We start from the raw sequence: 12,779 nt of genomic DNA on the forward strand, positions 1-12,779 counted from the left end.
CCCCGCGGAGCGGGTATGTACCAGGCTGCGCCTGGTACAAACGGCCTCGCGGCTGCGCCGCTCGGCGCTAGCGCTCACGCGCTAGCAAGCCCGGCGCTTCGCGCCGGAGGCCGTCCCGGCAAAGCCGGGTGCACTGATGCTCTCTCTAAGGGTGAGTATCAATCTCGTGCACCCCTGCGTTTCCGCAGGTCAGGGGCCGTTTTGCTGAGTATCAATCTCGTGCACCCCTGCGTTTCCGCAGGTCAGAGGTGGTGTCCTGAGTATCAAATCGGTGCACCCCCAAAACGGACATACCGCCAAATACCGGGCGCGGTGCACGAGTTATCCACAGGCAACGGTGCACCCCCGTGCACCCCCCGGTGCACCCCTGGAGTTATCCACAGGCCCGGGGGTGCGCGGGCTCTGACGGCCTCTCAGGCGGGCGCTGGGCATGGGGCGGCCCCGTCACTCCGGGGTGGGGTGCGGGGCCGTCTGAGGGGCGGTCGGGGCCTTTCTGGGGGGTGTTACAGGGTGGCCAGCATCATGGCGGCGGGCAGCAGTCCGAGGCCGATGTGTGCGGCCTGATCCACGGTCAGGGCCCCGCCGTGGGCGAGGTAGCCGCGCTGCCCGGTGTGCTCCATCCACCAGCGCACCCCCGCGCGCCGGTCGATCGCGGAGTGGCTGATCCCGAGCCAGGCCAGGGCGGCGGCGGTGCCGGTGGCGGTGGGGTGCAGGTGGAGCAGCAGCGTGCCCGCCCAGAGCAGGGCGGCAGTGGTGGCCACGTGGGTGGCGGCGTGCACGCCGTTGGCGATCCAGCCGGTCACCGTGCGGTCGGCCTTGTGGGCGGCCTGGTGGTCCGTCTGGAAGGGGTAGTCCGAGAGGTGGTGGGCGGCGTAGAGGATCACGAAGACGTCGGCGAACATGGGAACTCCCGGTCGTGGTTGCGGTCGAGGGGCCGGGCGGCGGCGGTTCTTGGTCGGATGGCTGCCGCCCGGGTCGGTCGGGTCGGTCAGTCGGTGAGGCCGGCGCGCTTGCGGCCCGCCTCGTAGCGGCGCTGCATGGCGGAGCGGAGCCGCTGCGGCTCCGGCTCGTCGGGGTCCACCAGTCGCGCGAGCTGGCCCCAGCTCGTCCCCCGGTCGCGGAGCGCCACGATCAGGGCGTCCTGGCGGCGGGTGAGTTGGTCGGCGAACCAGGAGACCGCGCGCAGCTGCTCTTCCGCCTCGATGCCGGTCGCCTTCACCTGGGCGTACTGCATCGGGTCGCCGAGGGCGGTGAGCATGTTCTCCAGGTGGCCGAGGTTGAGGGACCTGTTCAGCCAGCCCTGCGGGTCGTCCTCCTCGAACGTGAAGTTGATGCCCCAACCGGCCTTGCTGTTCGTGACTTTGAGCATGGTTCCTCCCGAGATGTCTGTACGCGTCTGCGTACAACCACGACTGTACGCGCCTGCGTACAGGGATGCAAGGGGGCTGGGACGATGTCCTGATGACCGATCAGCCAGTTGCCCGCCGTCCGCTCCACATGGGGCCCGCAGTCTCCCCCGACCCCGCACCCGGCCCCGCGCGGGCCCGCGCTCCCCTGGCTGCGGAATGCCTGGTCGACGCCGCGCCGCCAGAGCCGCGCCTGACGGTGCGCCCGGTACGGCGGCCCCTGGGGCCCGGCGTCGACCCCTCTACGGCCTGAGGGAACGCCAGGGGCCCGCCACCGGCCGGTGGCGGGCCCCTGGGCGGGCCGCTACTCGCTGCCGGGCGTGCCCGGGAGCGGGGCGTAGGCGGCCCACTGGTGGTACTCCTGGCGGACGTAGCCGAAGGGGTGCCGGTCCCAGCGCTCGTGTTCGGCGGGGATGGGGCCTTCGGTGGTGCCGTGCTTCTCGTCGTAGGAGCGCAGCTGCCAGGCGAGCATCTCGGCGCGGCCGAGGTCGAGGTCGTCCGGGTCGGCGAGTTGGCACCGGTCGGCGAGGGCGGCCTGGCGGACCAGGAGGAGCCGCTCGTCCTGGTCCTCGCCGTCGGGCTTGTGCTGCTCGGCCACCCGTTCAAGCAGGTGGTACAGCTCGTAGGCCAGGGCCGGGGCCAGGCCGTAGGCCACGTCCGGGGAGAGGCCGGCGGCCTGGTCGTGCTCCTGGTGGTCGGTCATGTGTCTGTCCTTCCCGGGGGTTGCGGGCCGTTACGCGCTCGGCTTCATGTGCCGGGCGGGGTTGATGCCGTCGGCCAGCTCGGCCAGCACTTCGGGCAGGGGGCGGACACCCTCCACCTTGGCGTGGCCGGGGCTGACGCCCAGGCGCAGACCGGCCACGGGTCGGCCGGTGGGGCCGAGCATCGGGGAGCCGTCCGGCTGGTACGGGAGCACGGTGAGGGGGTCGGCGGCCGGGGCGGGGTAGACCACGCAGTCGGTGGCCACCGCGAGTGGGTAGGCGCCGGTGGCGGCGGCGGCCTTGGCCAGCTTGCGGTGCAGGCCGACGCGGGCGGTGGCGATCACGGCGGCCCGGATGTCCGGGCGCCACGTGGCGCGCTCGAGGGCGGGCCAGGGCTGGCCGGGCCGGTAGCCGGTGTGGCTGGGACGCTCGCGCAGCTTGCCCAGCGCGCCCTTGGCACTGGCCTTGATGGCGGCCAGCACCGCCAGTTCCACCGGGTCCCCGGTCTTCACGGTGGCCATGGCGGCCTGGAACGCCTGCGGGTCGTCGGCGAGGTCGGGCGTGATGCCGAGGGCTGCCATGGTGGCCATGTAGGCGTCGCGGAGCCGGTTGTACCAGGGAGTCAGGTACGGGCCGTGGTCCAGGCGCAGCCACGCTTCGAGCGGCTGCACCCGGGCGCCGAGCTCTTCGGCGTAGGCCACGGTCGGCGTGGCGTACCAGCCGGGCTCGGTCGGCCGCTGGCCGTCCGGGGTGAACGGCGAGGGCAACCGCGGATCCGTCTCGATGCCGGAGAGGTCGACCAGCCAGCATCCCGGGACCCTCTTGTCGAACACCGGGCCGTCGGTGTGCACGGGTTCGCCGAGCCCGACGGACAGGCGGTTGGCGGCGGCCAGGAACATCACGTTCACGTCGATGCCGACCGCGTACGGCAGCGCGGCTTCGGCGTCGGTGGTCGGGCGGGTCCACGCCCACGCTTCCTCATCCAGGGCCGGGCCGGTGCGACCGGCGGCGGCCGGGTGCTCGGCCGGCACCTCGGGCGGGGCGGCCTGTACGGCGTGGTGCAGGGAGCCTTCCACCAGACCCGAGGACCAGGTGCTGCCGGTGCGCACCGCGCGCGTGGGCGGGCGCAGCGCGGTCATCAGCTCAAGGCCGGTGACGGCGGTCGAGCCGCACGGGGTGATGACCCGTGAGGCGTAGGTGCCCAGGAGGCGGGCCAGCTCGGCCGCGCCGAGGCCGTTGGGGGCGCGCCAGGCGCCCCGGTCGGACAGGGCGCCCCACAGGGGCACGCACAGCTGCACGCACTGGCGGCGGGCGCCGTCGGGGGTGCGGTAGAGGCGGGCCCACGGGCCGAGCCCGCGCCGGGTGAGCTGCCATCCGGCGTCGGTGATCGCCTTGACGGCCTTGTGCGTCCCGGGCAGGCGCCCGGCCTTCGTGTCGTAGGCGGTCTTGGTGGTGCCGGGGGCGGGCAGGCCGAGCCGCTTGCAGGCGGTGTCGGTCAGCACGACCAGCGGGTCGGCGTCGCGGCCGTGCTGGTGGAGCCGGGCCGCGCCGAGCCCGGCCTCAAGGGCCCACTCCGCCACGTCGGGCAGCGTCTTCGCCGTGACGGGCAGGGTGCGGCCGTCCACCAGGTGCGCGGTCAGGCCGGTCTTGGCGGCATCGAGCACGGCGAGCGGACCGGCCGGGTAGCGGGTCGGCTCCACCTCGGTGGCCGGGGCGGGCCGGGTCGGGCGGACAGCGGCCGGTCGGGCGGGCGCACGCCTGGGTGCCGGCGCGGCGGCCGGGGTGGCCGGGGCGCAGAAGCCCCCGCCGTGGCGCGGCTGGCCGCCCACCCGGAACGGGGTGGGGCGCCCGCACTGGACGCAGGGCAGGGCGGGGCCGGTCGCCAGCTCACCCGTGGGGGTGGTGTCCATCAGCAGCGCGTCACTCATCGTCCTCGTCCCCCTCGTCACCCCAGATGTCCAGGTCCAGCGACTCCACGTCGGTCAGCTCCACATCGAGGCCGTCCGCGCGGCGGCCCCGGTCGCGGAAGTACTCCTCGCCCAGCCCGGCCGCCACCAGCTCGCGCAGCCCCTCTTCGTCCCCGGCCTCCATCGCGTCCCACAGCGGGCCCACCAGGCGATCGGGCATCTGCTGGGTGAGCTGGCGGAACCGCGCGTCGTCCGTGGAGCCCTTGGCGGCGCGGAACCCGAACGTCCCGGCCACGGACACCGAGTAGCCCCGGGTGGCCGCGCGCTGCTTGGCGCGCTCCTTCACCCTCGGCTGCCACGCCTTGCCCGTCTCGGCCGCCATCGTCTCGGCGGCCTTCTTGCTGGGCTGGGCGGTGCCCTTGGCCCAGCGCTGCACGGTGCGCTGGGAGACGCCCAGCCGCTCGGCAACGGCCTTCGTGCTGCCCTTGGCACCCTTCATCAGGAACTTGAACTGCGCGCCCCAGCTCTGCGGGGCCTTGCGGGTGTGGATCGCGGCCCGGAAGCCGTCGAGCATCTTGCCCATGGTCAGACCGCCTTTCCGAGCGGGTTGGTGATCGTGCCGAGGAGCCGTTCGAAGGCCGCGTGGGCGGCCTGCACCTCGCGCAGCTCGTCCGCCAGCTCGTGCGCGGCGTCCTTCTCACGGCAGGGCCCGCACACGGTGCGGCCAGGCTCGGACGGGCGGAACGCCCGCTGCTCGCAGCGCTCGCAGGTGACCAGCGGCAGCGGCGCCGTGGTGCCGGTGGCGGTGTACTCGGCTCCGCCGGAGACCGGCGGGCGGGCGGGGTCGGCCGTGTCGATGAGCTGGCGCAGGTGGAACAGCGGCCGGTGGTGCGGGGCGTTGCGGCGCAGGTGGGCGCGCCAGTCGGCCTCAGTCCAGGTGTCGGCGTGCTTCTCGTAGGCGGCGGCCAGGATGCGGATTCCGGTGCGCCAGTCGGCCCGCCACCGCTCGGTGGCCTGGTCGGGGCGGCGGGCGAACCAGAACTGATCACGCAGCAGCACTTCGGCGGCGGCGGCGAACCATGCGGTGTCCCCGGCGGGCTTGCCCAGCTTGGGCGTCTTCACCGTGACCAGCCCGGTGACCAGGGCGTACCGGTCGGGGCCGCGCAACCGACCCCGGGCGTCGTTCACCTGATCCCGCGTGAAGCGGATCAGCCCGGCACCCTTCTCGCCGAGGTGGGGCCGGTGCCGCTTGACCGTGACCACCGACACCCCGCACTTCGCGGCCAACTCCTTGTCAGCGAGCTGGCCGCGCCAGCCGTGGGCGGCGTAGGCGCACAGGAGCTTGCCGCACGCGAGGTCCGGGGCCTTGATGCTGCGCGCCCACTCCAGGGCGGTCGCGGCCGGGTGCGGCTTGAAGGCCGGCCGATCTAGGCTCGTGCCCTCCACCACGGTCCGCCGGTCCCCCCCGATCAGCCCGCGCGCTTCAAGGTGCGCGAGGTGCAGGAAGGTCGCCCGTCGGCCAAGCTGCGCCAGCTCGCCGAGCTGCGCCACGGTCAGGCTTTGGGGGTCGGTGTGCTGGTTGAGCTGGGTGAACAGGGCGGTGCAGGAGGTGCAGTCGCCGGGGTGAACATCGGCGTGTTGTGACACCAACGGGTCCTATCCGGCCCGGTCCCGCTTCGCGGGAGGGAGGTCTCTCCCCTACACTCGGGCCTTGTCGTGGGCCCCTCGTCCTCGCCGGTAGCGCGCCAACGCTATGACCCGGTAGAGGCGGGGGGTTCGTCGTTTCTGGAGTGCTGCGGTTCCTCTGTTGATCGTTTTGGGTGGCGCCTAGGTTACGCCCTGTCAGCGCGGCGGCCGGAACTCCACCCCGCCAGCGTCCCCGGCCGGGCGAGGAACCACGGACAGTCGGACGCGGCCGTCCGGCAGCGGCAGGAGTTCCACGGCGTGGAACGCGCCGTCGGCCGTGCCGAGCGCGTCGACGCTGAGCGCGTCGGCGGGCATGTCGTAGGACCCGCCCTGATCCATCAGCACGGCGATTAGCATCGCGTGGGACATGTCCTCGGGGGACGGCAGGCTCATGCGCTCTCACCCCCACGGGTGGTCTTCTTCGCCGCCGTCTTCCGGGGGCGGCGCGCCTGGACTTCGAGGCCGGCCGCTTCGAACCAGGCGTAGAGGGTGGTCGCGGCCACCCCGCCCAGCTCCTTGATGCGGGTGCGGGCGGCGCCGAGCTTGGCGGCCGTGACGGACGCCTCGCGCAGCTCGGTCGTGATCCGCTCCACCTCGTTGACGGCTGCGGCGCGTTCGGCGCCGAGCCGGGCAACTTCTTGCAGGGCTTCTGCCTGCTTCTTCTCGGGAATCTCCACAGGCGAGAGGCTACAGGAAAAACCGACACGCGATAAGACTTGTAGCGCGCACTAATTTCGTGTCATGGTGGAGCCCTCCCCAAACGGGAGCGGCCCCGACCGGGTGGTTGCACACCTGGTCAGGGCCTTGACCACCCCCCTTATGCGAGAAGGAGGGCGATCCGTGATGGATCGTACCCAGGAGCAGGCTGCCCAGCCGCCCACCCCCGCCCCGTCCGACCCGCCGACCACGAGCGCCGCCTTCAACGCCCGTACCGAGATGCTGCGCCTGGCGCTGCTCGCCGGTAGCGCGGCGGTCCTCTTCATCCTGGTGTGCGCGGTCGCGGCCCTGATCGGTGGTGCGCGGTGACCGACACCACCGGGTCCAGCAACGACCAGTCCGGCGCCCAGCAGCCGTCCGACCCGCCGACCACGAGCGCCGCGGAGTACCGCGAGGGCCTCTCCACGCTGGCCGAGATGGTCACCGAGCACCTGGGCGGTGCGGAGTGAACCGGAACCTCGCCCACAAGGGCCGCCGCGCCTACCTCGCGGCCCCCGCGCTGGCCGGGACGGTCGCCAGCATGATCCTGACCATCGCGGTGGTCACGCTGTGGCTGGGCACCGTGATGAACCCGTGGCTGGCGGCCCTGATCGGGGCCGGGTTCGACGGGGCGTGGCTCGCGGCGTTGTCCTACGAGCGCAGGCTCGCGAGCCAGGGCGACCACGACCGGCGGGTGACCGTGGTCGGCTGGGGCTTCGGCCTCGCGGCCACGGGGCTGCTGGTGGCCCACGGGCTCACCGCTGGTGCCGGCACGGCGGCCTGGCTGGCCGTGAGCTGGCTGCCGATCGCGGCCAAAGCCTTGTGGTGGCTGCACTCCCTGTGGGAGTCCACCGAGGTGAGCCCGAAGGCGCGGGCGGAGATCAGCGCCGTCCTGCAGGACGCCCGGGACAACGCGGCGATCGCCCGCGCCCGGCTGAACGCCCACACCGGCATCGAGGTGGTGCGCACCCGGGCCGTGTCGGCGGCCGGATCGAACATGGCGAAGGCGCAGTCGAAGGCCGCCCGGGTGCTGGCCGGGGCCCGTGCCTCCCTGGAGAGCACCGCCCAGACGGATGACGGGCAGCACGCCGCACTGACAGCGGTCGCCGCCCCGGTGTGGGACCTGCCCGCCTTCACCCCGCTGTCGGAGCTGCGCCCGGCGCAGGGCGCCGTGCGGGTCGAGCGGATCGCCTCCGGCGACGGCGCGGGGGAGGGCACGGCGGAAATCGCCGCGCAGGTCAGCGGCCCTTTCGCCGCCGCTGGCAGCCCGGCGCCCGCCGGGGCGCAGCTGGAGTTGCCGCAGGAGCTGGTTGGGGCGGTGACGGCCGGGGCGCGGGTGCCGGTGTCGACGGCGGCGGCGGTGCGGGCGCTGATGGCGCAGGGCGAGACGGATCCGGCGGAGATCACCCGGCGGGTGCCGGAGCTGACCGGCCGTCCGATCACCAGCGGCACCCCGGCCACGGTGGCGCGGGTGATCCGCGAGACCCGGGCCGCTCAGAAGTCCACCGCCCCCGCCCCGTCCCCCTACCTCTGAGAGAGGCGATCGCCATGGCTCAGGAGCCCGAGCACTACACCACCGGCGAGGTCCTCGCCTCCGCCCTCCTGATCGGCCGCGCTTGCGTCCGGTACGCCCGGGGCAAGGACCTCGGCAAGATCGACACCGCGATGGGCCGTCTCCAGGCCAAGGCCGTCGCCCGGGAGGAGGCCGACAAGGCCGCCCGTGAGGCGGTCGAGGCCGAGCGAGCGGCCGCCAAGGCCAAGGCCAAGGCCGAGCGCCGCGCCAAGTGGGGCCTGTAACTTCCGCCTGACTCACCGTGACCAACCTGGGGCGGCCCCAGTCGGGGCCGCCCCGCCACCGCCCCAACTTCGACACCGAGGAGCCTGAGATGCCCGAGTTCCGTGCTGGCGACCGCGTGAAGATCTTGAGCTGCGAGACCGACCCCTGGGCGGCCGGGAAGGAGGGCCGGGTCCTGGACGACCTGCGCGAGGACCAGATGATCCCGAGCCACCTGACCGGCGGGAGGTGGTCCGTCCGGGTGGACGGGCGGGGCTGGCTCTCCCCCGGCACCGCGCTGTGCCTGTCCTACGAGATCCGCAAGATCTGACCCACCGACAGACCGGGCTGGGGCACCGCCCCGGCCCCCCATCAAGAGGGAGACAGACCATGAGTGAGACCCAGAGCACCGAGAACCCCTGGGGCAGTGCGCGGCCGTGGCTCACCGCCGACATCGTGGTGATCCGGAGCGGGAGTGTCCTGCTGATCCAGCGCGCGGACGAGCCGCACAAGGGCTCGTGGGCCTTGCCGGGCGGCTACGTCGACGAGGGCGAGAGCTCCAGGGCTGGGGCGGCGCGCGAGCTGGAGGAGGAGACCGGCATCGTGGCGATGCCGGAGGAGCTGGTCCAGGTCGGCGCCTACGACGACCCCGGCCGCGACCCGCGCGACCGGGTGGTCACCATCGCCTACCTGCTGGAGGTGGCCTCCGGCGTGGTGGCGATGGCCGGGGACGACGCGGCGGCCGCCGACTGGTTCCCGCTGGACGCGCTGCCCCCGCTGGCGTTCGACCACGCCGAGATCCTGGCGGACGCGGTCCGCCGCTGGAAGGCCTGACATGCGCTACGACATCGTCTTCAACGCCCCCACCGCGGCTGAGGCCTACGAGCAGGCGCCGCCGCTGGCCGAGGAGTCGGCCACGGTCGCCGGGCTGCTGCGCGAGCTGGAGCCCGAGCATCGGCCGGCCTACCTCGGCACGGCCCTGCCGTCCGAGGAGCGCGAGGTCCTGCTGAGGCGCGCGGCCTGCGCGGACCGGCAGTGGTGGGCGACCCGCAACGCGGCCGACGGCCTGGCCGCCGTGGCGGTCGGGTTCGCGCTGATGCAGTTCGACCAGAGCCACCCGGACGAGGTGGGCGGCCCGATCGGCCCGGACTCCGTGGAGTGGGACGCCGAGGGCGGCGTCCAGGCCTACGTCCGCCAGGAGTACCAGCACTGGCTCACCGTGCCGCCCGGGTGCGCGGACCCGTGCCCCGAGGCCGACCCGTGCGTCTGGCACGCCCGGTGATGGGGCGCTGGGCGCTGCTGGTCGGTGCGCTGGTCGCCTGCGGGCTGACGGCCCTGGCCCCGGCCCGCTACCCGGACTGGCTGAACCTGCTGATGTGCGCGCTGAGCGGCTGCGTGGCGGCTTGGGCCGCGATGCACGCCGCTGAGCGGCGTAAGTCCGATGCGGATGTCAGGCCCGACGAACAGACTGAATCACACTCTGCTGATCACTGATCACGGGGGAGCGCGCGGCGGGCCGTTGGGGGCCCGCCGCGCAGCAGCTCCCCCGAACCTCACGAAGGGGAAGCCGCGGTGGCAATCCTGGCAGCAGCAAGACCCGTCTACAGCGCACTATCCGGCCTCGCGGCCACGCCCGTTCCCACGTCCGGCGCAACCGGCGCACCCGGGCAGGCCGGGAACAACGGCGGCGTGGCCAAGGTGGTCGGGGCCATCGTGGAGTGGCTGAAGACCAACGTCCCGGTCTCCTGGTGGCCGTGGATCGTCGGCGTCGTGGCCGTCGTCGTGTGGGTGGCCCACAGCGCCTCACAGCCCGGCCAGAAGGGCGAGTGGGCCCGCGAGCTGACCCAGGGCACCGGCCAGACGCTGCGTGCCCTGTTCGGGTTCGCGTGGCGGCTGGCGACCGGCCGCGAGCTGGTCAAGCCCAAGGCGGAAGGGGAGGAGGGGGCCAAGCCCGGCACGGGCGCGACCTTCCTCAAGCGCGGCCGACGGCCCGTCACCGCCGAGGACTACCTGGCCGCTCCGGCCGTGCACGGGTCGGTGGCCGCCCCGATCGCCGTGCCCGCGCGCCCGCTGCGCGAGGTGCTGGCCGACTGGGAGGCCTGGCTGGCGGGCAAGGCCGGCACCGCCCCGGGCTGGCAGCTGCGGGCCGGACTGTGGGCGGTGCGCATCGGTGCCACCACCCGGCACGCGGCACTGGGCACAGGGCGCTTCCTGCGGGGCGTGGCGGGGGTTCTGAGGGCCTGTGGGCGCCTGCTCGGGGATTGGGCGCTGTGGCCCTACAGCGCCCGCATGGCGGCCCGCGTGGCCCTTTTCGGGGCCGTGGCCCTGTGGTGGTTCTCCCCAGGCTGGGCCTACACCCTCGCCGGTGCACTGGCACTCACCGTGCTGGGTATCGCTGGCACCGGCCCGGCCGGGCTCGGCCTGTGGCACCACCGCGTCGCTGGCCACGATGAGGTGTACGGACCGGCCCTGTGGCTCGTGCTGCGCCCGGCCCTGCGCCTGCCCGAAGAGGCCTACTGGGAGGCCTTCCTGACCCTCTCCCAGAATTTGCAAGATCAGGAGGCTCGGATCACTCTTCGAGTCCCCCGGGCGTGGCCCGGCGGGGCCCAGCACCAGACCGCGATCGAGGATGCCGTCATTTCCCGCATCCCCCCAAATTTCGGGGAATGGGTCGTGAAATGGCTTCTCTTCGATATCGAGAACCCGCGCGTGGAATTCGCCAAGAAGCCCAAGCCGAAGCCCAAGACCAAGCTGCCCACCCTGTCCGAGTGGGAGCCGTCCGCCGACCCGCTGAAGGTCCACGTCGGCCACGTCGTGCAAGGGTCCACCGTCGTGCCGTACCACGTGGCGATCGGCACCACCACGCCGCACTGGGGCGTGACCGGCGGCACCAACGACGGCAAGACCACCTGCCTCTACATTCCGGCCGTGCACGGCCGCCAGCACGGCGCCGTGGTGGACCTGATCGCGCCCAAGGAAGACGCCTTCGAGGAAATCGAGGGAGAGTCCGGCATCCGGGTGCACAAGGACACCCGCCTCATGGTGGCCCTGCTCGCGGAATACCTGTGCTCCATGAAGGCCGCTGCCGGACTGCCGAAGAACAAGAACGGCGACAGGGTGCTGCCGGACGGCAGCGTCATGCCGCACCGCTACCTGGTGATTGACGAGTGGGGCGGTTTCGTCCTCGCCGCAAAGGGCTGGTGGAAATACGGGATGAAGGGCCAGGGAATGCCGCCCTTCGAAGCCTGGTTCCACACGATGCTGATGCAGGGACGGTCCGCCCGGCATTACATCGTGATCGGCGCGCACCAGTTCTCGCTGAAGATGTTCGGGTCCACGGACGTGCGTGACTTGGTCGGTACGAAACTGGCCGTCGGCCCGGCTTCCCCGTCGAAGAAGGTGACCACGTTCCCCGGAATGGAGGTGCCCGACTGGGACGATTCGGTCAAGGGCCGGGGCGGGGTCGGGATCACCGGATCGCAGGCCGCTCAGGAAATCCAGATCGCTTACATCACCCCGCACGCGCGGGAATATCTGCGCAAATGCAGGCCCGCCCCCGAGTGGTTCGACGCAGGCGAAATGGCGCCCTGGATCACACAGGCCGCAGTCGAGGCCATGCACCGCGAACTCATGGTCGGAGGCTTCCTCCCGGGCGGGGAGTTCCTGCCCGAGGTCGAGGACTTCCGGCCTGAGCTGACACCTGACACTCCCCAGGACGCACGGGTACCGGTCCCCAGGTCAGAGGGTGTCAGCGGGGGTGTTCTGACACCCCGCGTGACACTCGACAAGGCGCCGGCACCAGCCGACGGGGACGACGGCCAGGCCGTGGCCGACGCCCGGCCCCAGGACGGCGTGCCGGTCCTGTGGACCCTCAAGCAGGCCTGCGAGAGCGGCGTGATCCCGATCGGTTACGGGGCCGCCCGCCAGCGGAAATCCGTGGCCAACCAGACCGGCCGCTACTTCCCCGAGGGAATCGAATCCATCGAGCGCGGCAAGCCCGTCACCCGGTACAGCTCGCAGGAACTCAAGGACTGGTGGGAAGGCGAAGAGGCCGCCCGCAAGGGTGGTGCCACAGAAGCGCCCTGACCGCCTCTCAGCGGCCCCGCACCCCGGAAACGGAGTGCGGGGCCGCCCCCATTTCACTGCCCTTTCACGGGCCTTACAGGGCCGCAATCCGAGAGGGCGCAGCACTTGCGGCAGGATCTCCGAACAGCCGATTTCTGATACACCGCCACCCCCGGGCGGAGCCCGGGGGTGGGACGGCCTCCTAACCGAAATTTACGTCACATCGTCAACGCCCCCTCAGGGCGGATATGGCTCCGCATTCCTGACGCTACACAATGCATCACCAAAAAAGGCAAGAAGAATGCCCGGAAGCATCACGTAGAAATCAGCGACACGAGAAATCGAGGCGGAGCCTCGAAGGGAATTCAAGGCAATTCTGAAATGAATTGAAAAACAGGCGATCTGAGGCAGCGTCAGAACGGCCCGAGCCACCCGCTTTCCCAGTCAGCCACTGCGAAGCGCAGCGAAGCAGCAAAACCACTGATCAGAGCCAGGGTCTAGACCAAACGGTCTGGACCACTTGGAGGCCGCGCAGCGGCCGACG

Annotated in this window: 17 protein-coding genes; 9 read left to right on the forward strand and 8 right to left on the reverse strand. The window is 72.3% G+C overall.

All coding sequences use genetic code 11. The features are described 5' to 3' along the window. Positions 1–503: 503 nt before the first annotated feature. From P3T35_RS39815 to P3T35_RS39850, 8 genes are all read right to left on the reverse strand, one after another. Positions 504–902, reverse strand: coding sequence for a DUF3307 domain-containing protein (locus P3T35_RS39815; RefSeq protein WP_101385614.1), 399 nt, complete (start codon positions 900–902; stop codon positions 504–506). An 86-nt stretch (positions 903–988) separates the two neighbouring features. After that, complete coding sequence (locus P3T35_RS39820) at positions 989–1,369, reverse strand: hypothetical protein (protein WP_101385613.1); 381 nt, start codon at positions 1,367–1,369, stop codon at positions 989–991. 341 nt (positions 1,370–1,710) lie between these two features. Next, positions 1,711–2,109, reverse strand: coding sequence for a hypothetical protein (locus P3T35_RS39825; protein ID WP_101385612.1), 399 nt, complete (start codon positions 2,107–2,109; stop codon positions 1,711–1,713). Positions 2,110–2,139: 30 nt separating this feature from the next. Continuing rightward, positions 2,140–4,035, reverse strand: coding sequence for a transcriptional regulator (locus P3T35_RS39830; RefSeq protein WP_280709785.1), 1,896 nt, complete (start codon positions 4,033–4,035; stop codon positions 2,140–2,142). Then, positions 4,028–4,597, reverse strand: coding sequence for a helix-turn-helix transcriptional regulator (locus P3T35_RS39835; protein WP_101385611.1), 570 nt, complete (start codon positions 4,595–4,597; stop codon positions 4,028–4,030). Before P3T35_RS39835 ends, P3T35_RS39830 begins: the two co-directional genes overlap by 8 nt. Positions 4,598–4,599: 2 nt before the next feature. After that, positions 4,600–5,661 carry a hypothetical protein gene (locus P3T35_RS39840; RefSeq protein ID WP_101385610.1) on the reverse strand — a complete coding sequence of 354 codons (1,062 nt, stop codon included), beginning with the start codon at positions 5,659–5,661 and terminating at the stop codon, positions 4,600–4,602. Between the two features lie 195 nt (positions 5,662–5,856). Next, positions 5,857–6,093, reverse strand: a complete 237-nt coding sequence (locus P3T35_RS39845) for a pRL2-19 (protein ID WP_101385609.1) — start codon at positions 6,091–6,093, stop codon at positions 5,857–5,859. After that, the gene (locus P3T35_RS39850; RefSeq protein WP_101385608.1) at positions 6,090–6,377 is read right to left on the reverse strand and encodes a hypothetical protein; all 288 of its coding nucleotides are present in this window, start codon (positions 6,375–6,377) and stop codon (positions 6,090–6,092) included. Before P3T35_RS39850 ends, P3T35_RS39845 begins: the two co-directional genes overlap by 4 nt. A 166-nt stretch (positions 6,378–6,543) precedes the next feature. Here P3T35_RS39850 and P3T35_RS39855 point away from each other — a divergent pair, with 166 nt between their 5' ends. From P3T35_RS39855 to P3T35_RS39895, 9 genes are all read left to right on the forward strand, one after another. Beyond that, positions 6,544–6,726: a hypothetical protein gene (locus P3T35_RS39855; RefSeq protein WP_101385607.1), complete on the forward strand. Its 183-nt coding sequence runs from the start codon at positions 6,544–6,546 to the stop codon at positions 6,724–6,726. After that, positions 6,723–6,866, forward strand: coding sequence for a hypothetical protein (locus P3T35_RS39860; RefSeq protein WP_180356925.1), 144 nt, complete (start codon positions 6,723–6,725; stop codon positions 6,864–6,866). Before P3T35_RS39855 ends, P3T35_RS39860 begins: the two co-directional genes overlap by 4 nt. After that, positions 6,863–7,930, forward strand: coding sequence for a hypothetical protein (locus P3T35_RS39865; protein WP_101385606.1), 1,068 nt, complete (start codon positions 6,863–6,865; stop codon positions 7,928–7,930). Before P3T35_RS39860 ends, P3T35_RS39865 begins: the two co-directional genes overlap by 4 nt. A 14-nt stretch (positions 7,931–7,944) precedes the next feature. Then, a complete protein-coding gene (locus P3T35_RS39870) occupies positions 7,945–8,193 on the forward strand; it encodes a hypothetical protein (RefSeq protein ID WP_101385605.1) in 249 nt (82 codons plus the stop codon). 89 nt (positions 8,194–8,282) lie between these two features. Beyond that, positions 8,283–8,501 (forward strand): hypothetical protein, encoded by a 219-nt coding sequence (locus P3T35_RS39875; protein WP_101385604.1) that lies wholly within the window; start codon positions 8,283–8,285, stop codon positions 8,499–8,501. A 59-nt stretch (positions 8,502–8,560) separates the two neighbouring features. After that, positions 8,561–9,004 (forward strand): NUDIX hydrolase, encoded by a 444-nt coding sequence (locus P3T35_RS39880; protein WP_101385603.1) that lies wholly within the window; start codon positions 8,561–8,563, stop codon positions 9,002–9,004. A gap of 1 nt (position 9,005) precedes the next feature. Next, positions 9,006–9,452, forward strand: a complete 447-nt coding sequence (locus P3T35_RS39885) for a hypothetical protein (protein WP_101385602.1) — start codon at positions 9,006–9,008, stop codon at positions 9,450–9,452. Next, positions 9,431–9,664, forward strand: coding sequence for a hypothetical protein (locus P3T35_RS39890; protein ID WP_143677053.1), 234 nt, complete (start codon positions 9,431–9,433; stop codon positions 9,662–9,664). The genes P3T35_RS39885 and P3T35_RS39890 overlap by 22 nt, the downstream gene beginning before the upstream one ends. Positions 9,665–9,742: 78 nt before the next feature. Next, positions 9,743–12,256: a hypothetical protein gene (locus tag P3T35_RS39895; protein WP_143677052.1), complete on the forward strand. Its 2,514-nt coding sequence runs from the start codon at positions 9,743–9,745 to the stop codon at positions 12,254–12,256. Positions 12,257–12,779 lie beyond the last annotated feature (523 nt).

Origin of the sequence: Kitasatospora sp. GP30, from assembly GCF_029892145.1 — a bacterium.
GTDB classification, from domain to species: domain Bacteria; phylum Actinomycetota; class Actinomycetes; order Streptomycetales; family Streptomycetaceae; genus Kitasatospora; species Kitasatospora acidiphila.